16 protein-coding genes and 1 pseudogene are annotated in these 18,234 nt (G+C 70.3%); all 17 read left to right on the plus strand.

The window, feature by feature from the left end:
- Window positions 1–63: 63 nt before the first annotated feature.
- The 17 genes and pseudogenes from paaD to JOD64_RS16210 all read left to right on the plus strand — a co-directional run bounded on the left by paaD (window position 64) and on the right by JOD64_RS16210 (window position 18,192).
- Entirely contained in the window at window positions 64–537 is a 474-nt protein-coding gene (paaD, locus tag JOD64_RS16130) for a 1,2-phenylacetyl-CoA epoxidase subunit PaaD (RefSeq protein ID WP_204946083.1), read from the plus strand.
- A complete protein-coding gene (paaE, locus tag JOD64_RS16135; RefSeq protein WP_204942983.1) occupies window positions 534–1,670 on the plus strand; it encodes a 1,2-phenylacetyl-CoA epoxidase subunit PaaE in 1,137 nt (378 codons plus the stop codon). The genes paaD and paaE overlap by 4 nt, the downstream gene beginning before the upstream one ends.
- A gap of 133 nt (window positions 1,671–1,803) precedes the next feature.
- Window positions 1,804–1,971: pseudogene (locus JOD64_RS16140) on the plus strand (transposase family protein); the annotation flags it as partial.
- Window positions 1,972–2,205: 234 nt separating this feature from the next.
- Window positions 2,206–2,778, plus strand: coding sequence for an RNA polymerase sigma factor (locus JOD64_RS16145; RefSeq protein ID WP_204942984.1), 573 nt, complete (start codon window positions 2,206–2,208; stop codon window positions 2,776–2,778).
- A complete protein-coding gene (locus JOD64_RS16150) occupies window positions 2,775–3,920 on the plus strand; it encodes a hypothetical protein (RefSeq protein WP_204942985.1) in 1,146 nt (381 codons plus the stop codon). The genes JOD64_RS16145 and JOD64_RS16150 overlap by 4 nt, the downstream gene beginning before the upstream one ends.
- Window positions 3,921–4,226: 306 nt before the next feature.
- Window positions 4,227–5,417, plus strand: a complete 1,191-nt coding sequence (gene mqnC, locus JOD64_RS16155; protein WP_204942986.1) for a cyclic dehypoxanthinyl futalosine synthase — start codon at window positions 4,227–4,229, stop codon at window positions 5,415–5,417.
- 427 nt (window positions 5,418–5,844) lie between these two features.
- Window positions 5,845–7,182, plus strand: a complete 1,338-nt coding sequence (locus JOD64_RS16160; protein WP_204942987.1) for a cell wall anchor protein — start codon at window positions 5,845–5,847, stop codon at window positions 7,180–7,182.
- A 114-nt stretch (window positions 7,183–7,296) separates the two neighbouring features.
- Window positions 7,297–8,007: a demethylmenaquinone methyltransferase gene (locus tag JOD64_RS16165; RefSeq protein ID WP_204942988.1), complete on the plus strand. Its 711-nt coding sequence runs from the start codon at window positions 7,297–7,299 to the stop codon at window positions 8,005–8,007.
- A gap of 92 nt (window positions 8,008–8,099) precedes the next feature.
- The gene (locus tag JOD64_RS16170; RefSeq protein WP_110565035.1) at window positions 8,100–8,324 is read left to right on the plus strand and encodes a hypothetical protein; all 225 of its coding nucleotides are present in this window, start codon (window positions 8,100–8,102) and stop codon (window positions 8,322–8,324) included.
- A gap of 139 nt (window positions 8,325–8,463) precedes the next feature.
- Window positions 8,464–9,741 carry a geranylgeranyl reductase family protein gene (locus JOD64_RS16175; RefSeq protein ID WP_204942989.1) on the plus strand — a complete coding sequence of 426 codons (1,278 nt, stop codon included), beginning with the start codon at window positions 8,464–8,466 and terminating at the stop codon, window positions 9,739–9,741.
- Window positions 9,742–9,931: 190 nt separating this feature from the next.
- A complete protein-coding gene (locus tag JOD64_RS16180) occupies window positions 9,932–10,297 on the plus strand; it encodes an NADH-quinone oxidoreductase subunit A (RefSeq protein WP_007454588.1) in 366 nt (121 codons plus the stop codon).
- Window positions 10,298–10,311: 14 nt separating this feature from the next.
- Complete coding sequence (locus tag JOD64_RS16185; protein WP_030486262.1) at window positions 10,312–10,989, plus strand: NuoB/complex I 20 kDa subunit family protein; 678 nt, start codon at window positions 10,312–10,314, stop codon at window positions 10,987–10,989.
- Complete coding sequence (locus tag JOD64_RS16190) at window positions 10,986–11,714, plus strand: NADH-quinone oxidoreductase subunit C (RefSeq protein WP_204942990.1); 729 nt, start codon at window positions 10,986–10,988, stop codon at window positions 11,712–11,714. Before JOD64_RS16185 ends, JOD64_RS16190 begins: the two co-directional genes overlap by 4 nt.
- A gap of 55 nt (window positions 11,715–11,769) precedes the next feature.
- Window positions 11,770–13,095: an NADH-quinone oxidoreductase subunit D gene (locus tag JOD64_RS16195; RefSeq protein WP_204942991.1), complete on the plus strand. Its 1,326-nt coding sequence runs from the start codon at window positions 11,770–11,772 to the stop codon at window positions 13,093–13,095.
- Window positions 13,096–13,148: 53 nt separating this feature from the next.
- Complete coding sequence (nuoE, locus tag JOD64_RS16200; protein ID WP_204942992.1) at window positions 13,149–14,372, plus strand: NADH-quinone oxidoreductase subunit NuoE; 1,224 nt, start codon at window positions 13,149–13,151, stop codon at window positions 14,370–14,372.
- A complete protein-coding gene (gene nuoF / locus JOD64_RS16205) occupies window positions 14,369–15,685 on the plus strand; it encodes an NADH-quinone oxidoreductase subunit NuoF (protein ID WP_204942993.1) in 1,317 nt (438 codons plus the stop codon). The genes nuoE and nuoF overlap by 4 nt, the downstream gene beginning before the upstream one ends.
- The gene (locus JOD64_RS16210) at window positions 15,685–18,192 is read left to right on the plus strand and encodes an NADH-quinone oxidoreductase subunit G (RefSeq protein WP_204942994.1); all 2,508 of its coding nucleotides are present in this window, start codon (window positions 15,685–15,687) and stop codon (window positions 18,190–18,192) included. The genes nuoF and JOD64_RS16210 overlap by 1 nt, the downstream gene beginning before the upstream one ends.
- Window positions 18,193–18,234: the final 42 nt, after the last annotated feature.

An 18,234-nucleotide genomic window follows, 5' to 3' on the forward strand; every position in this document is an offset into this window, starting at 1 on the left:
GCGATCGCAGCCAGCACGGTGAGCGCGAGGAGCGCGAGCCCGGCGATCGCGAACGGCGGCACGCTGACCGCGCGGGCGGCCGCCGCCAGCGTCGTGGACCCGGAGATCCGGGTGATCACCATCGACGAGCTGGGCATCCTGCGGGAGGTCGAGGAGGACTCGACCACCGGCCGGGTCACCGTCACCATCACCCCGACCTACACCGGCTGCCCGGCCATGGACGTGATCCGGGCCGACATCCGCCGTGCGCTCGCGGTCGCCGGTCACCTCGACGCCGAGGTCCGCACCGTCTACAGCCCACCGTGGAGCACCGACTGGATCTCCGAGGGTGGGCGGGCCAAGCTCGCCGCCGCCGGGATCGCCCCGCCGGCCCCGGTGCCCGCCGCCGGTGTCGTGCCGTTGACCCTCGCGGTCCGCTGCCCGCAGTGCGGCTCACCGGAGACCGAACAGGTCAGCCGGTTCGGTTCCACCGCGTGCAAGGCGCTGTGGCGTTGCCGCTCCTGCTCCGAACCCTTCGACCACCTGAAGGCGCTGTGACTGTCACCATCACCCGCCCGGTCCGTCGCCGGCCGGTCTTCCGCCCGTTGTCCGTCGCTGCCGTCGACCGGCTCACCGACGATGCCGTGGCGGTGACCTTCGCCGTACCGGAGGATCTGCGGGAAACCTTCGCGTTCCGGGCGGGCCAACACCTCACCGTGCGTCTTCCCGGCGGAGCCGGGGCCACCAGCTCCGCTGGTGCGGACGGCACGGACGTGCGCCGGTCGTACTCGATCTGCTCCACCCCAGACGACCTGGCCCGGCACGGCCGGCTGCGGATCGGGGTGCGGGAGATTCCCGGCGGTGCCTTCTCGGCGTTTGCGTGTGGGGCACTGCGTCGCGGCGACCTGGTCGAGGTGTTGCCGCCGCTGGGCACCTTCACCACGGCGTTCGCGCCGGACCGGGTGCGGCATTACGGCGCGGTCGTCGCCGGCTCCGGGATCACCCCGGTGCTCGCGCTGGTCGCGACCGCACTGGCCGTCGAGCCGGCCAGCACCTTCACCCTGGTGTACGGCAACCGCACGGCGAACACGGTGATGTTCGCCGAGGAGTTGGCCGATCTGAAGGACCGCTATCCCACCCGGCTGCACCTGGTGCACGTGCTCTCCCGCGAACAGGGCGAGTCAGCGCTGCTCTCCGGGCGGATCGACGCCGATCGGCTGGGCCGGTTGCTGGGCACCATCGTGCCGGGCGACGTGATCGAGGAGTGGTTCCTCTGCGGCCCGTACGCCATGGTGGTCGACGTCCGGGACGTGCTGACCGCACGCGGGATGCCCGAGTCGGCGGTGCACACCGAGCTGTTCCATGTCGACGCGCCGCCGGAGCCGGTGCGCCGCCCGGTCGACCAGGCCGGTGCCGGGGCCGAGGTCACCATCGTGCTGGACGGCCGGTCGTCGAGCTTCACGATGGGCCGCGAGGAGCGGGTGCTGGACGCCGCGTTGAAGGTGCGTGGCGAACTGCCGTACGCCTGCAAGGGCGGTGTCTGCTCGACCTGCAAGGCGAAGGTGGTCGACGGGGCGGTCACGATGGCCCGCAACTACGCCCTGGAGCCCGACGAGTTGGCGGCCGGTTATGTCCTGACCTGCCAGTCCAGCCCCACCACCGACAGGCTCACCATCGACTACGACGCCTGACCCACTCAGACCCCGTCCAGGAGTTTCTGGCGGAGCGCCTGAAGTGGCTGATCGCTCCGGACGTGGGTCCACTGCCCCAAACCGTTGAGCCTTTTCCAACCGCCATGAAACGCACACGGCGGCTGGCCTAGCGATCCTGGACGGCACGCTGATCCCGATCGACCGCGTCGTCGACCAGAAGCCGTACTACTCCGGGAAGCACAAACGCCATGGCGTGAACGTCCAGGTCATCGCCGACACGGCCGGGCGTCTCGTCTGGGTTTCGGCCGCGCTGCCCGGCGCGGCCCACGACCTGAACGCCGTCCCCGCCGCTGCGCTGCCAAGGCATTTGACCAGCTCCCGAGGGGTTCGGAGCACATCAGGGCAGTCCTTTCGGGCGTCAACGCGACGCGGGGCGGCCTGAGATCGACTTCGACGGACAATCCGCGGAGCAGGTGCGGCGACAACACCGTTCGCCCTCGGACCTCGGGGCCTGAACACTTTCCCGCCCGATCGGCAATGACAGGTTGAAGCGCGGACTTTGCCGAGGAGGGCCATGGCTTCGGATGCGGATTTGATAGGCCGGTCGCTGGATGGCGATGTCGACGCCTTCGTGGAGGTGGTCGAGCGTCATGAGGCCGCCGTCGGCTCGTACCTCGTTCGCCGGGCGGGGCGCGATGCGGCTGAGGACCTGCTGGGCGAGGTTTGGGTTGCGGCGTTCGAGTCGCGGCGTTTGTACGACCGGTCGTACAACGATGCGCGGCCGTGGCTGTACGGGGTGGCATTGAATCGCTTGCGGCGCTACTGGCGGTCCCGGCCGGCCGAGGACCTGGTCGCGGACGTACCGGACGTGGCTACTGGATGGGATCCGTGGTCGGCGGTGGACCTCGGCGTGGACGCCCGGGCGGTGCTCCGGTCGGCCCTGACGCGGCTCAAACCCGAAGAGCGGGAGGTCCTGAGGCTCGTCGCCTGGGAGGACCTGACCGCAGCCGACGCCGCACGGGCACTCGGCATACCGGCCGGCACCGCGCGGCGGCTGCTGAGCCAGGCCAGGACGGCATTGCGCGACGCGCCGGGCGTGTCCGCGCTTCTGAAGGACCGCAACAGCACGAAGGAGAGACACCGATGACCGACGAGCTCGATCTGGTCGGTGCGTTGGGCAGCGCAGAACCACTGCGCCCGGAGGCGTATCAGCGGGCGCGGGCGGTGCTGCGGGCGGCTATGGCCGACCCCGGAACCGTGCGGCTGCTGGGCGCGGTATCAGCGGAGGACACGACTATGGAGGCGACTTCAACCATGGAAACGACGACAACCACGCGGGACCACGAATCCAGCCCGGTGATTCAGCGCCGCCGCCGGATCGGCATCGCGGGCCGATTGGGCATCGGCGCCGGGGTGGGGGTTGCCGCCGCGGCGGCAGTCGTCGCTGTGGTGCTCAACTCGCCGGCGACCGGGGGCATCGAGGCCGGCAAGGATTCGTCGGCCGCCACCTCGAGCTCGACCACCGTCGACGGGCCCGTCGAGAGCGCGCCGCTGATGACCCTGGCCGGGTCCATCAAGACGGTCACCCCGTCGGCGGGCGACGCGTGGCTGGTGAAGGCGACGCAGGTCCACGGCACCAAGACCATGCAGGTCGTCTACACGCTTTACACCGACGGTCACGCGATCTATACGGGCAACAGCGTGCAGGACATCAAGCGTGCGATCGCCCGTCACCAGGACCAGATGACCGACGGCGGCTACGCTCCGCTCCTCGAGGCAGCCGTCGCCGCGGCGGACAGCAGCCCGGCTGACGGCCGGACCCAGATGCTCAAGGCAGCCGAGGATCCGCTGGTGGGCCTCGACCCCGCAGCGCAGAAGGCGGTGTGGGACAAGCAGCAGGCGGCCGCCCAGGTGATTATCAAGCAGAAGGGCGGCAACGCCGAGCCGAAGCCGTACAGCCCCCAGGCCGTTGAGCGGCACTTCGACAACGCCCTGTGGACGTACAGCACCCAGGCGCTGTCCGCTGGCGACGGCAACACGCAGGTCCGGGCCGGTGTGCTGCGTCTGCTGTCCACCATCTCCGCGGTCAGCGTCAAGAACTCGACCACCCAGGGCAAGGCCACGCTGACGATCACCGCCGGCCCCGAGGTGTTCGGCGGCGTGGCCAGCGAGGTGCTGACCATCGACGCCGAGACCGGCATGCTGGTCAAGGACGTCTCCACCGTGCCGGGCACCCCCCAGGCCTCCACGACGTACGAATCCTCCCGCGTGACGACGGCCGACCTGTAGGCCGGGAACTCCCACCCGCCAGCAGTCCGGCAGACGGGCGTAACGCGCCCGGCGTTCGGTAACGGTGCGGGCCGCCTCCAGGCGGCCCGCACCGTCTTTTTGGCTGTTCGGCCCGCCCGCGCCGATCGTGCGGTTTCGGTCGCCGAGATGCGCGGAACGCCCCCTGTGCCGCCACAGCAAGTGCAAGATCGCGGAAAGGGCGCAGTTCGAGATCCTGGTACCAGCCGGATCAAGGGTGTGCGGAGCGAATCACAGCCCTGAGCACCCCTCCCGGAAGGGGCGCGTCGTCGGCGTAGGCTCGGGGGCGTGACGGTGAGCCGGGAGATCGACGACATCCTGCAGCGTGGCGCGGACGGCGGGCGGATCACGCCCGAGGAGGCCCTGCTGCTCTACACCGAGGCGCCCTTCCACGCCCTCGGTGAGGCGGCGGACGCGGTGCGCCGGCGGCGCTACCCGGACAACATCGTCACCTACCTGATCGACCGCAACATCAACTACACGAACGTCTGCGTGACGGCGTGCAAGTTCTGCGCCTTCTACCGGGCACCCAAGCACGCGGAAGGGTGGTCCCACCCGACCGAGGAGATCCTGCGTCGTTGCGGCGAGGCGGTCGAGCTGGGCGCCACCCAGGTGATGCTCCAGGGCGGGCACCACCCGGACTACGGCGTGGAGTACTACGAGGAGCTGTTCTCCTCGGTCAAGCAGGCGTACCCGCAGTTGGTCATCCACTCGATCGGCCCCAGCGAGATCCTGCACATGGCGAAGGTCTCCGGGGTGAGCCTGGACGAGGCCATCGCGCGGATCAAGACCGCCGGCCTGGACTCGATCGCCGGCGCCGGCGCGGAGATGCTGCCCGAGCGGCCGCGTAAGGCCATCGCGCCACTCAAGGAGTCGGGCGAGCGCTGGCTGGAGGTCATGGAGCTGGCCCACCGGCAGGGCATCGAGTCGACGGCCACCATGATGATGGGCACCGGCGAGACGCACGCTGAGCGGATCGAGCACTTGCGCATGATTCGCGACGTGCAGGACCGCACCCGCGGTTTCCGGTCCTTCATCCCGTGGACGTACCAGCCGGAGAACAACCACCTCAAGGGCCGCACCCAGGCGACCACGCTGGAATACCTGCGACTCGTCGCGGTGGCCCGGCTCTTCTTCGAGACCGTGCCGCACCTGCAGGCGTCCTGGCTGACCACCGGGAAGGACGTCGGGCAGCTCGCGCTGCACATGGGCGTGGACGACCTCGGATCGATCATGCTGGAGGAGAACGTGATCTCCTCCGCCGGTGCCCGGCACCGGTCCAACCTGCACGAGCTGATCGGCATGATCCGCTCGGCGGACCGGATCCCGGCGCAGCGCGACACCCTCTACAACCGGCTCGCCGTGCACCACACGCCGGCCGACGACCCGACCGACGATCGGGTGGTCTCGCACTTCTCCTCGATCGCCCTGCCCGGCGGTGGGGCGGGCAAGTCGCTGCCGCTGGTCGAGGTCAACTGACGCGGGTCGACGTCCGGCCGTTCGGCTGACCGGGGCTCATGCTCCCGCCGAAACGCGTCGGCGGTACGGGTGGTCCCCGCCGCCGCACCGTCAGGCTGCCCGTCGCGGGGGTGGTGGAGATGATCGTCGGCGGCTAGCGTCGCGGCTCGTATCCGTCGCCACGGTGAAACCTGTGAAACCAGCGTGGCCCTGCTGGTGGCGGGTGGTCTGATGGTCCTGCCCCGGGCTGTCCTCCATCGGCCCGCTGAGGGTCGTTCATATAACGCACGGCGGTACGGGCGGGATGGGTGACCATCCCGCCCGTACCGTCTGCCCACCTCGGGCCGGATGGTTGAAAAGAGACCTCCACCCTGGCGTGTGAGATCGACCTCCGATAACGTCCGCTCGTTCCACAACAATTCTTACTTTCCCTACCCCCGGGGGACTGATGACAGCGTTCCACCGCTCGGCCCTGGCCCGCGCTGGCGTCGTGGCCCTGCTCGCGGTTGGTGGCCTGGCCACCGTGGCCGCCCCGGCGCGGGCCGCCGACAAGGCCGATCTGGCGTTGGTGCCGCTCAGCTACGAGCTGGCCAAGGGCGTCAAGGCGGCCAAGGCCAAGCCGTTCAAGTTCGTGGTCGACAACACCCGGAGCACGGTCGCCGCCAAGGGCGTCAGCTACACCGTGGACACCAGCAAGCTGATGAAGCGCGTGGTCGGGTTCGTGGTGCCCGACGGCTGCCAGCTGAAGGGCAAGACGTTCACCTGCCAGCTCGGCGACGTGCCGGCCGGAACCAGCGAAGACTTCGGCATCCCGCTCTTCTCCACCGGTGCTCGCGGTGAGGCCGGCACGTTGGTGGTCACCATCAAGTCGGCCACCGCCGACCCCAACCGCGACGACAACACGGTCGAGCACGACATCACCGTCGCCAAGCCCGGCTACGACCTGACCAGCTGGGTGCAGGACGTCTACGCGAACGTCCTGGTGAACGGCGTCCAGGGCGATGATCCCAACCTCCGGCCGGTCATGCGCGGCGAGACGGTGCCGCTGGACTGGGCGGTCTACAACGACGGCAGCCGCAAGGCCACCGGCCTGTCCTACGTGCTCACGCTCCCGGCCGGCGTCACCTTCGCCACCCTGCCGGACACCTGCACGTCGCAGACCTCCGATGTCGCCCAGGCGTTCTGCCAGGACGACGGCGCGGTGATCCTGCCCGGTGAGTACTACACGGCGGACGTCAAGGTGACGGTCGGCGCGAACGTCACCGAGCCGGTGCTGCGGGTTGGTGAGCTGTTCGCGCAGGGTCTCGACGCTGCGGCCGGTCAGCCCGAGGAGCAGCCGGAGGCGGCAACCAGCGCCCAGCGGAAGACCTTCACCGAGGTCGACGAGACTGACAACCAGGCGATCTTCGACGTCTTCGTCGACCTGACCGCGCAGCCGACGCCGACGCCGACCCCGACTCCGACCGCCACCCCGACGCCCACCGCCACGCCGACCCCGGGCGGGACGGCCACCCCGACGCCGGACGGCACGCCGAGCCCGAGCGGTACGACGACGCCGGGCGGGACCACGTCGCCGGGCGGGACCACGTCGCCGGGCGGGACCACGTCGCCGACTGCCGGTGGTGGCGGCTCCGGTGGTGGCGGCCTTCCGGTGACCGGTGTGCAGGTCGGCCTGATCGGCGGCATCGGCGCGATCATCCTGCTCGTGGGCGGGGCGCTGCTGGTGCTCTCCCGCCGGCGCAAGGTCGTCCTGGTCGCCCCGGGCGACGAGACGTCGACCGACTGACACGAGGCGCGTTGTGAAAGGGCGGGGTGGGCGACCATCCCGCCCTTTCGCGTACCGGCCGGGTGCCGCCACCCAGCGAGCGCGGGTTGGTGGTCGGCTGGCAGAGTGGGAGGGGTGAGCCGTACCCCGAAGGGCCAGCGCGCCAGCCTGGACAAGCAGCCGCACGAGGTCGCCGCGATGTTCGACGGCGTGGCGGAGCGTTACGACCTGACCAACACGGTGCTCTCCTTCGGCCAGGACCGCTCCTGGCGCCGGGCCACCAGAGCGGCGCTCGGGCTGCGGCCGGGCGAGCGGGTGCTGGACGTGGGCGCGGGCACCGGCGTCTCGACGCGGGAGCTTGCGCAGTCCGGGGCGTACGCGGTCGGGGTCGACCTGTCGCTGGGCATGTTGCAGGTCGGCAAGCGGGCTCGTCCCGAGGTGCCGCTGCTGGCCGGAGACGCACTGCGGCTGCCGTTCGCCGACGCCAGCTTCGACGCGGTGACCATCTCCTTGGCCCTGCGCAACGTCAACGACACCGACGCGGCCCTGCGGGAGTTGGCGCGGGTGACCCGACCAGGTGGGCGGCTGGTGGTCTGCGAGTTCAGCACTCCGGTCAATCCGGCCTTCCGGACGGTCTACCTGTCGTACCTGATGCGGTCGCTGCCGGTGGTCGCCCGCGCGGTGTCGAGCAACCCCGAGGCGTACGTCTATCTCGCCGAGTCGGTCCGGGCCTGGCCGGCGCAGGCTGCGCTGGCCGGGCGGGTCGCGGCAGCCGGGTGGAAGCGGGTGGCGTGGCGCAACCTGACCGGTGGCGTGGTGGCTCTGCACCGGGGGATCCGCGAGTAGCAGCGGCACGCGTCGCGCGAGATGGGCACGAACATTATTCAGGTTTCGTGAATTTCGGGCTTTAGTCCACTTTGCCCCGTACGCTCGTTCGCATGACCGGAGCAGACCCGGCGGACCCGGTGGCCGCCACCGACGACGACGCGGCCGAACTCATCGCGCAGTTGCGCGCGTTGGCCGGGGCTGACCCGGTGGAGGTCCGGCAGGTGGTCGCCGAGGTGTTGGCGGCGCTGGATCGCGCGGCGGGCGGTGCCCTCCGTGAGCATCTGCCGGAGGCCATCCGCGTCGATGCGGGTCTCGACGCCTCCAGCCCGGCCTGACACCTGACCGCTGTGGACGGTCATGGGCTGTCACATCGGCGAGTTAGGTACCCCTGATCCTGCGCAGGTATGACGCCGGTCATACACTCGTCCCGTCTGGCTTGTGAAGCATTTCACGAGCGTGCGGGAGGAGGCGCGAATGACCGCGGTGGAACACGATGCCGACGTCATTGTCGTGGGCGCCGGTCCCGGTGGGTCAGCGACCGCGTACCACCTGGCCCGGCACGGCGTACGGGTGCTGTTGCTGGAGAAGACCGAGTTCCCACGTGAAAAGGTCTGCGGCGACGGGTTGACCCCGCGCGCGGTGCGCCAGCTCGTCCGGATGGGTGTCGACACCTCACCCGAGGCCGGCTGGCTGCACAACCGAGGCCTGCGGGTCATCGGCGGCGGCGTACGCCTCGAACTGGACTGGCCCGAGCTGGCCAGCTTCCCCAACTACGGCCTGGTGCGAACGAGGCTGGACTTCGACGACCTGCTCGCCCAGCGGGCGGTGGCAGCCGGTGCCAAGCTGCGGACCAGCGTCAACGTGCTGGGTCCGGTGCTCGACGGGGACGGTCGGGTCACCGGCGTCGAGGCGGAGGTCGGCCCCGGCAAGGAGCCCACCACCTTCCATGCCCCGTTGGTCGTCGCGGCGGACGGGGTCTCCGGCCGGTTCCCGCTCGCGCTCGGGCTGGCCAAGAGGGAGGACCGGCCGATCGGCGTGGCCGTCCGCCGCTACTACCGCTCCCCGGCCAAGGCCGACGACAACTACCTGGAGTCCTGGCTGGAGCTGCGCAGCAAGGACAGCGGCGACAACCTGCTGCCCGGGTACGGCTGGATCTTCGGCCTCGGTGACGGGCGGGTCAACGTCGGCCTCGGCGTGCTCAACTCGTCCTCCGCGTTCGGCAAGACCAACTACCGCCGGTTGCTCACCGACTGGCTCGCCAACACCCCCGAGGACTGGGGGATGACCGACGAAACCAACGCCGACGGCCCGATCCTCGGCGCCGCTCTGCCGATGGGCTTCAACCGGGTGCCCCACTACACCCGCGGGGTGCTGCTGGTCGGCGACTCGGGCGGCATGGTCAACCCGTTCAACGGCGAGGGCATCGCGTACGCGATGGAGTCCGGTGAGCTGGCCGCGGAGGTCATGGTCCAGGCCCTCGCCCGACCGGCCGGTCCGGAGCGGGAGCGGGCACTGATGGCGTACCCGAACGAGCTGAAGGCCCGGCTCGGCGGCTACTACCGGTTGGGCGGCATCTTCGTGAAACTGATCGGCCGTCCGGAGATCATGCGGATCGCCACCAAACACGGTATGCCGCACCCGACGCTGATGCGCTTCGTGCTCAAGCTGTTGGCCAACCTGACCGATCCGCGCGGCGGAGATGCGATGGACCGGGTCATCAATGCGATGACGAAGGCCGCGCCAGCCGTGTAGCGCGAGGAGTGAGCTTGCGAGCCCCGCAGTCGTGAACGAAAGCGGGAGCCGTATGAGTAGGACGGCATCGGGGCTGGTCACAGCCCTGAGCTGACAAAGATCGACCCCCGCCGACTGCCACTGCGAGGGACGTGAATAGTGTGATTTTCGTCAAGCACCGAGGGCAGGGAAGGACGAGCAGGAGAAAACGATGTCGCTCTCGCCTTACGCACCGATCATCGGGCTGTTCGCCCTCGCCGCGGCGTTCTCGCTGTTTTCCGTTGGCGCCGCCCGCTTCGCCGGTCCCCGTCGCTACAACAAGGCCAAACTCGAGGCTTACGAGTGCGGCATCGAGCCCAGCCCGCAGCCGGTCGGCGGCGGCCGGTTCCCGATCAAGTTCTACCTGACGGCGATGCTCTTCATCGTCTTCGACATCGAGATCATCTTCCTCTACCCCTGGGCGGTCTCGTTCGACGCTCTGCCGATCTTCGGCTTCGTGGAGATGGTCCTGTTCATCGTCGCGGTCTTCGTTGCGTACGCCTACGTCTGGCGGCGCGGCGGCCTGGACTGGGACTGAGGAAGGAACGTCAGATGGGCATCGAGGAGAAGCTTCCCGCCGGCGTCCTGCTCACCTCGGTGGAGAAGCTGGTCAACTGGTCCCGGAAGTCGTCCGTGTGGGGCGCTACCTTCGGCCTGGCCTGCTGCGCCATCGAGATGATGGCCGCCGGTGGTCCGCACTACGACATGGGCCGCTGGGGCATGGAGGTCTTCCGTGCGTCGCCCCGGCAGGCCGACCTGATGATCGTGGCGGGCCGGGTGAGCCAGAAGATGGCCCCGGTGCTGCGCCAGATCTACGACCAGATGGCCGAGCCCCGCTGGGTGCTGTCGATGGGCGTCTGCGCCAGCAGCGGCGGCATGTTCAACAACTACGCGATCGTGCAGGGCGTCGACCACGTCGTGCCGGTCGACATGTACCTGCCCGGCTGTCCGCCCCGGCCGGAGATGCTCATCGACGCGATCCTCAAGCTTCGCGAGAAGATCATGTATGAGCCGCTGGGCCCGAACGGCCGCAAGATGCTGGCTGCCCGCCAGGAGCGCGGCGACGTTCCGGTCGTGCCGTACGGCTCCATGCCCTCCTCGTACCGCAGCGACAAGGCACGGCGTGCCGAGTGGACCCGGGCGGTCCGCGAGGGCCGCGAGGAGCAGTTGCGGATCGAGAACTGGATGAACGCGCAGAACCACCTCCACCCGCAGGCAGGCCCCAAATGAGCGACAAGCCCAACGACGGCGGCGTACCGGTGCCGGTGGTGCCGGCCGGCGCCTCCAGCGGTGCCCCCGCCGAGTTGCCGCCGGCCAGCCCGGCCGGGCGCGGCATGTTCGGAAACCACGGCACCGGCGACGTGTCCGGCTACGGCGGCCTGGTCCGCCAGCGCCAGCCCATTGAGGAGACCCCCCGACCGTACGGGGGCTACTTCGACGAGGTCCGCGACGCGTTGGAGGAGGCGTACCCGGCCTTCGGCGACGCGATCGAGAAGGTTGTGGTCGACCGGGGTGAGCTGACCCTGCACGTTCGGCCCGAGCGGATCGCCGAGGTCTGCCAGGTGATGCGGGACGACCTGGCCCTGCGGTTCGAGCTGTGCTCCTCGGTGTCCGGTGCGGACTACCTGGGCGCCGACGAGCGTCGACTCCACGTGATCTACCAGCTCACGTCGATGACGTACCGGCGGCGGGTCCGACTGGAGGCCGCGGTCTCCGTCGAGGCGCCGCACCTGCCCAGCGTGACCGCCATCTACCCGACGGCGGACTGGCAGGAGCGGGAGGCGTACGACATGTTCGGCATCGTCTTCGACGGTCACCCCAACCTGACCCGGATCCTCATGCCGGACGACTGGGAGGGCCACCCGCAGCGCAAGGACTACCCGCTCGGCGGCGTTCCCGTCGAGTACAAGGGCGCGGAGATCCAGCCGCCGGACAAGCGGAGGTCGTACCAGTGAGCGCGAGGAGTGCAGCGGAGCGGAGCCCCGCAGTCGCGATCGGAGGGCCGGCACTGTGACGACGTCGAACTACGCCAGCGAGCGCGAGACCGACGAGGGTCGGGTCTTCACCGTCACCGGTGGGGACTGGGACACGATCGTCGCGGGCACCGACCCGATCAACGACGAGCGGATCGTGGTCAACATGGGTCCGCAGCACCCGTCCACGCACGGGGTGCTGCGGCTGATCCTGGAGCTGGAGGGCGAGACGGTCCGCGAGGCCCGCTCCGTCGTCGGCTACCTGCACACCGGCATCGAGAAGAACCTCGAATACCGCAACTGGGTCCAGGGTTCGACGTTCGTGACCCGGATGGACTACCTCGCCCCGATCTTCAACGAGACGGCGTACGCCCTCGCGGTCGAGAAGCTCCTGGGCATCACCGACGACATCACCGAGCGGGCCACCACCATCCGCGTGCTGATGATGGAACTCAACCGGATCTCGTCGCACCTGGTCTGGCTCGCCACCACCGGCATGGAGCTGGGCGCGATCTCGATCATGCTGTACGGCTTCCGCGAGCGGGAGTACATCCTCGACATCTTCGAGACCATCACCGGTCTGCGGATGAACCACGCGTACGTCCGGCCGGGCGGTGTGGCGCAGGACGTGCCGGACGAGGCGATCGTCAAGATCCGCGAGTTCCTCAAGATGATGCCGAAGAAGCTCAAGGAGTACGAGGACCTCCTCTCCGGCCAGCCGATCTGGACCGAGCGGACGAAGAACGTCGCGGTGCTGGACGTGACCGGCTGTGTCGCGCTCGGCATCACCGGGCCGGTGCTGCGCTCCGCTGGCCTCGCGTGGGACCTGCGCAAGACCATGCCGTACTGCGGTTACGAGACGTACGAGTTCGACGTGCCGACCCACCCCGACGGTGACGTGTGGGGCCGCTACCAGGTCCGGCTCGCCGAGATCCGGGAGTCGATGAAGCTGGTCGAGCAGGCACTGGACCGGCTCCGTCCGGGCCCGGTGATGGTCGCCGACCGCAAGATCGCCTGGCCGGCGCAACTGGCCATCGGTGTCGACGGCATGGGCAACTCGCTGGAGCACGTCGCGAAGATCATGGGTCAGTCGATGGAGTCGCTGATCCACCACTTCAAACTGGTGACCGAGGGCTTCCGGGTCCCGCCCGGCCAGGTGTACGTCGCGATCGAGGCGCCCCGCGGCGAGTTGGGCGTACACGCGGTCTCCGACGGTGGCACCCGGCCGTACCGGGTGCACTACCGCGAGCCCAGCTTCGTCAACCTCCAGGCCCTCCCGGCGATGGCCGAGGGTGGTCTGATCGCCGACGTGATCGCCGGCGGTGCCTCGTTGGACCCGGTGATGGGCGGGTGTGACAGGTGAGTGCGAGGAGTGAGCTTGCGAGCCCCGCGGTCGCGAACGGGAAGGCGACGCCGATGAGTGTTTTCACTGAGGAGACCCGGGAGCGGGCGCGCGAGATCATCGCCCGTTACCCGGCGGACCGGTCCCGCTCGGCGCTGCTGCCGCTGCTGCACCTGGTGCAGGCCGAAGAGGGGTACGTCTCCCCGGCCGGCGTCACGTTCTGCGCCGAGGTGCTGGGGCTGAACAAGGCCCAGGTCGGAGCGGTGGCCACCTTCTACACGATGTACAAGCGCAAGCCGACAGGTGACTTCCTGGTCAGCGTCTGCACCAACACCATGTGCAACGTGCTCGGTGGCCAGGAAATCTACGACACCCTCTCCGAGCACCTGGGCGTCGGGCACGACGAGACGACCGCCGACGGCACGATCACGCTGGAGCATGCCGAGTGCCTGGCCGCGTGTGACTACGGCCCGGTGATGACGGTCAACTACGACTTCTTCGACGGCGTGGACCCGTCCACCGCGGTCGGTGTGGTCGACGAGTTGCGGGCCGGCGGGCGGCCGATGCCGACCCGCGGCGCCCGGCTCTGCACCCTCAAGGAGATGGCGGTGCAGCTCGCCGGCTTCGCCGACGATCGCGACGGCGCGGTCGCCGACGGCGGTCCGGGTGAGCCGACCCTGCGCGGGCTGCGACTCGCGCAGCAGCACGGTGTCTCGGTGCCGGGCTTCGACCCGAACACCCCGATCCGCAGCAAGGCCGAGGCCGACAAGGCCGCCGCCGAGGCGAAGGCGAAGGCGGAGGCCGCCAAGCCGGCGCCCGTCGAGGCCAGCGCGGCGCCGGTCAAGGGTGGTGACGGGGCGTCCGCCCCGACGGGGGCGGCCGGGGTCGCCGAGCCGGCGAAGCCGGCAGTGGCCAGTGGGCCGGCGAAGCCGGCGGAGGCCACCGAGCCGGCGAAGCCGGCGGAGGCCACCGGCAGCACCACGCGGGACGTCAAGGCACCGGACGACAAGTCGCCGCAGGTGCGTACCGCCGAGACCCGGCAGCCGGACGCGGGCACGGCAGTGCCGGACGCCCCTGGCACGAAGGTCCCGACGGACGGCACCGGCACCGCGCCCGAGGCTGGCGACGCGCGGTCGGCCGAGGCCGCCGGCGTGGCGGCCAACGCGCCGGCCGGCGACGGCAAGCCTGCCGGCGACGAGGCCGGGGCGCAGGAGCGCAACCTCACCGAAGCGAAGGCTGGCACGGACGCCGACGGCGCCGGACCGGCGGACGCGAGCGAAACGGGGGCCCAGAAGTGACCACTCCCCGCCCGGAGACCGTGGCCAAGCTGACGCCGGTGCTGACCAAGCGCTGGCTGTCACCGGACGCCTGGCGTATCGGCACCTACGAGCAACTGGACGGCTACGCCGCACTGCGCAAGGCGCTCAAGGCCCACCCGGACGACCTGATCCAACTGATCAAGGACTCGGGGCTGCGCGGCCGAGGTGGTGCCGGCTTCCCCACCGGGCTCAAGTGGGGCTTCATCCCGCAGGGCGACGGCAAGCCGCACTACCTGGTGGTCAACGCCGACGAGGGCGAGCCGGGCACCTGCAAGGACCTGCCGCTGATGACCCACGACCCGCACGCGCTGGTCGAGGGCGTGATCATCGCCTCGTACGCGATCCGGGCCAACCGCGCCTACATCTACATCCGCGGCGAGGCGGTGCACGCCGCGCGCCGGCTGCGCAACGCCGTCCAGGAGGCGTACGACAAGGGTTATCTCGGCCGGAACATCCTGCGCACCGGCTACGACCTGGAGCTGGTGGTGCACTCCGGCGCCGGGGCGTACATCTGCGGCGAGGAGACGGCGCTGCTGGACTCGCTGGAGGGGTTCCGGGGTCAGCCCCGGCTGCGCCCGCCGTTCCCGGCCACCCACGGCCTGTACGCGAGCCCGACGGTGGTGAACAACGTCGGCACCATCGCCAGCGTGCCGCCGATCGTGCTCGGTGGGGCCGACTGGTGGAAGTCCATGGGCACCGAGAAGTCCTCCGGGCCGATGATCTACTCGCTGTCCGGCCGGATCGTCAACCCCGGCCAGTACGAATGCTCGATGGGCGTCACGCTGCGCGAGCTGCTGGAACTGGCCGGTGGGATGCAACCCGGACACAACCTGCGGTTCTGGACCCCGGGCGGATCGTCCACCCCGTTGCTCGCCGCCGAGCACCTGGACGTGCCACTGGACTTCGAGGGTGTGGCGGCGGCCGGCTCGATCCTGGGCACCACGGCCACCCAGATCTTCTCCGACCAGGACTGCCCGGTGTACGCGACGTACCGGTGGCTGGAGTTCTACCACCACGAGTCGTGCGGCAAGTGCACCCCGTGCCGCGAGGGCAACTACTGGATGGTCCGGGTCTACCGGCGGATCCTCGCCGGCCAGGGCACCCACGAGGACCTGGACACCCTGCTGGACACCTGCGACAACATCCTCGGTCGTTCGTTCTGTGGCCTGGGTGACGGCGCGACCAGCTCGGTGACCTCGTCGCTGAAGTACTTCAAGCAGGACTACCTCGACTACATCGAGGGACGGACCGCACCGAAGCTGTCAGAGAAGACCCTGGTAGGGGCGCACTGATGACTGATGTAGCCAAGCAGACCGATACCGTCACGCTCACCATCGACGGCGTCGAGGTCACCGCCCCCAAGGGGACGCTGCTGATCCGGGTCGCCGAGCAGATGGGCACCGAGATCCCCCGGTTCTGCGACCACCCGTTGCTGGCCCCGGCCGGCGCGTGCCGGCAGTGCCTGGTCGAGGTGGAGGGCCAGCGCAAGCCGGTCGCCTCCTGCACCCAGACCGTCGCCGACGGCATGGTCGTCCGTACCCAGATCACCTCCCCGGTCGCCAAGAAGGCGCAGGAGGGGGTGATGGAACTGCTGCTGCTCAACCACCCGCTGGACTGCCCGATGTGTGACAAGGGTGGCGAGTGTCCGCTGCAGAACCAGGCGATGTCCACCGGCCGCACCGACTCGCGCTTCCACGAGCACAAGCGGGAGTACGAGAAGCCGATGGCGATCAGCAGCCAGGTGCTGCTGGACCGCGAGCGCTGCGTGCTCTGCCAGCGGTGCACCCGGTTCTCCGAGGAGATCGCCGGCGACAAGTTCATCGACCTGATGGGCCGGTCGTCCGCCGAGGAGATCAACATCTACCGGGACGACGCGTACGGCGAAGAGGGCGACGCCGGGGATGTCCCGTTCAACTCCTACTTCTCCGGCAACACGGTGCAGATCTGCCCGGTGGGCGCTCTGACCGGCGCCCAGTACCGGTTCCGGGCCCGCCCGTTCGACCTGGTCTCCAGCCCGAGCGTCTGCGAGCACTGCTCGGCCGGTTGCGGGCAGCGCACCGACTGGCGGCGCGGCAAGGTGCTGCGGCGGCTGGCCGGCGACGAGCCGGCGGTGAACGAGGAGTGGAACTGCGACAAGGGCCGGTGGGGCTTCCAGTACACCCGGGCCACCGACCGGCTGACCACTCCGCTGGTCCGCGACGAGCACACCGGTGAGCTGCGCGAGGCCTCCTGGAGCGAGGCACTCACCGTGGCCGCCGAGGGGCTGCACGCGGCACGGGAGGGCGGGCAGGGCACGGCCGTGCTCACCGGCGGTCGGCTGACCGTCGAGGACGCGTACGCGTACGCGAAGTTCGCCCGGGTCGCGTTGAACACCAACGACATCGACTTCCGGGCCCGGCCGGTCTCCCGCGAGGAGGCCGACTTCCTGGCCAGCTCGGTCGCCGGGGTCACCGACGTCACCTACACCGACGTGGAGAACGCGCCGGCGGTCGTGCTGGTCGGCCTGGAGCCGGAGGAGGAGTGCCCGATCCTCTTCCTGCGGCTGCGCAAGGCGTACCTGAAGAAGACCCTGACGGTGTACGCGCTGGCGCCGTTCGCCACCCGCGGCCTGGAGAAGCTCGGTGCCAAGCTGGCCCGGGTCGTGCCGGGCGAGGAGGCCAGCGTGCTCGCCGAGCACGCCACGGTCGCCGAGGCGCTGAGCGCCCCGGGCGCGATCCTGATCGTCGGCGAGCGGCTGGCGAGTGTGCCGGGTGGCCTCTCCGCCGCGGCGGACGTGGCCCGACGTACCGGCGCGAAGCTTGCCTGGGTGCCGCGGCGCGCGGGTGACCGCGGCGCGGTCGACGCGGGCTGCCTGCCCAACCTGCTCCCCGGTGGACGGCTCGTCACCGAGCCGGCCGCCCGGGCCGAGCTGGGTGAGGCGTGGGACATTCCGGCCGGGGTGATCCCGAGCCAGGCCGGGCGGGACACCGACGGGATCCTCGCCGCGGCGGCCAACGGCCAGCTCGGCGCGTTGGTCGTCGGCGGTGTCGACCCGGCGGACCTGGCCGACCCGCGACTGGCCGAGTCCGCCCTGGACGCGGTGCCGTTCCTGGTCAGCCTGGAGCTGCGCAGCAGCGCGGTGACCCGGCGGGCGAACGTGGTGCTGCCGATCGCCCCGGTGGTCGAGAAGGCCGGCAGCTTCCTGGACTGGGAGGGCCGGCTGCGCCCGTTCGAGCCGGTGCTGAACACCGCGGCGATGACCGACGGTCGGGTGCTCGACGCGCTGGCCGCGCTGCTCGACGTGCGGCTCGGCACCGCGGATGTGCCGAGTGTGCGTCGGGAGCTGGGCACGTTGCCGGCGACGCGTACGTCTCGGCCGGCCGCGCCGTCGGTCGCGCCGGGCCGGGTGCCGCACGCGGGCGACGGGGAGGCCGTGCTGGCCACCTGGCACCAGCTGGTCGACCTCGGCACCCTGACCGAGGGCGACGAGAACCTCGCCGGCACCGCCCGTCCGCCGGTGGTCCGGCTGGGCAAGGGCACCGCCGAGGCGCTCGGTGTCGTCGACGGCGACGCGGTCACGGTCGGTACCGACCGGGGGGCGCTGACCCTGCCGGCCGAGCTCACCGAAATGCCGGACGGCGTGGTCTGGCTGCCCACCAACTCACCCGGCTCGACCGTGCGACGCAGCCTCGGGGCGACGTCCGGCGCGGTCGTCCGGATCTCCGTCCCCGCGGCGGGTGCGGCCATCCCGGCCGGACGTGTGGCGGCCGACGAGACCGGCCTCCCGGGTCCGCTCCTCAACTCCGGGGGTAACCAGTGAGTGCGAGGAGTGAACGAGCGCAGCGAGTGAGCCCCGCAGTCG

The sequence above is a fragment of the Micromonospora luteifusca genome (assembly GCF_016907275.1).
Taxonomy (GTDB): Bacteria; Actinomycetota; Actinomycetes; order Mycobacteriales; family Micromonosporaceae; genus Micromonospora; species Micromonospora luteifusca.

Excerpts from the sequence above, each read along its gene's own strand:
- JOD64_RS16145 (WP_204942984.1), top strand. The coding sequence starts at position 2,206 with ATGGCTTCGGATGCGGATTTGATAGGCCGGTCGCTGGATGGCGATGTC.
- JOD64_RS16150 (WP_204942985.1), top strand. The coding sequence starts at position 2,775 with ATGACCGACGAGCTCGATCTGGTCGGTGCGTTGGGCAGCGCAGAACCA.
- JOD64_RS16160 (WP_204942987.1), top strand. The coding sequence starts at position 5,845 with ATGACAGCGTTCCACCGCTCGGCCCTGGCCCGCGCTGGCGTCGTGGCC.
- JOD64_RS16170 (WP_110565035.1), top strand. The coding sequence starts at position 8,100 with ATGACCGGAGCAGACCCGGCGGACCCGGTGGCCGCCACCGACGACGAC.
- JOD64_RS16175 (WP_204942989.1), top strand. The coding sequence starts at position 8,464 with ATGACCGCGGTGGAACACGATGCCGACGTCATTGTCGTGGGCGCCGGT.
- JOD64_RS16180 (WP_007454588.1), top strand. The coding sequence starts at position 9,932 with ATGTCGCTCTCGCCTTACGCACCGATCATCGGGCTGTTCGCCCTCGCC.
- JOD64_RS16185 (WP_030486262.1), top strand. The coding sequence starts at position 10,312 with ATGGGCATCGAGGAGAAGCTTCCCGCCGGCGTCCTGCTCACCTCGGTG.
- JOD64_RS16190 (WP_204942990.1), top strand. The coding sequence starts at position 10,986 with ATGAGCGACAAGCCCAACGACGGCGGCGTACCGGTGCCGGTGGTGCCG.
- nuoE (WP_204942992.1), top strand. The coding sequence starts at position 13,149 with ATGAGTGTTTTCACTGAGGAGACCCGGGAGCGGGCGCGCGAGATCATC.
- JOD64_RS16210 (WP_204942994.1), top strand. The coding sequence starts at position 15,685 with ATGACTGATGTAGCCAAGCAGACCGATACCGTCACGCTCACCATCGAC.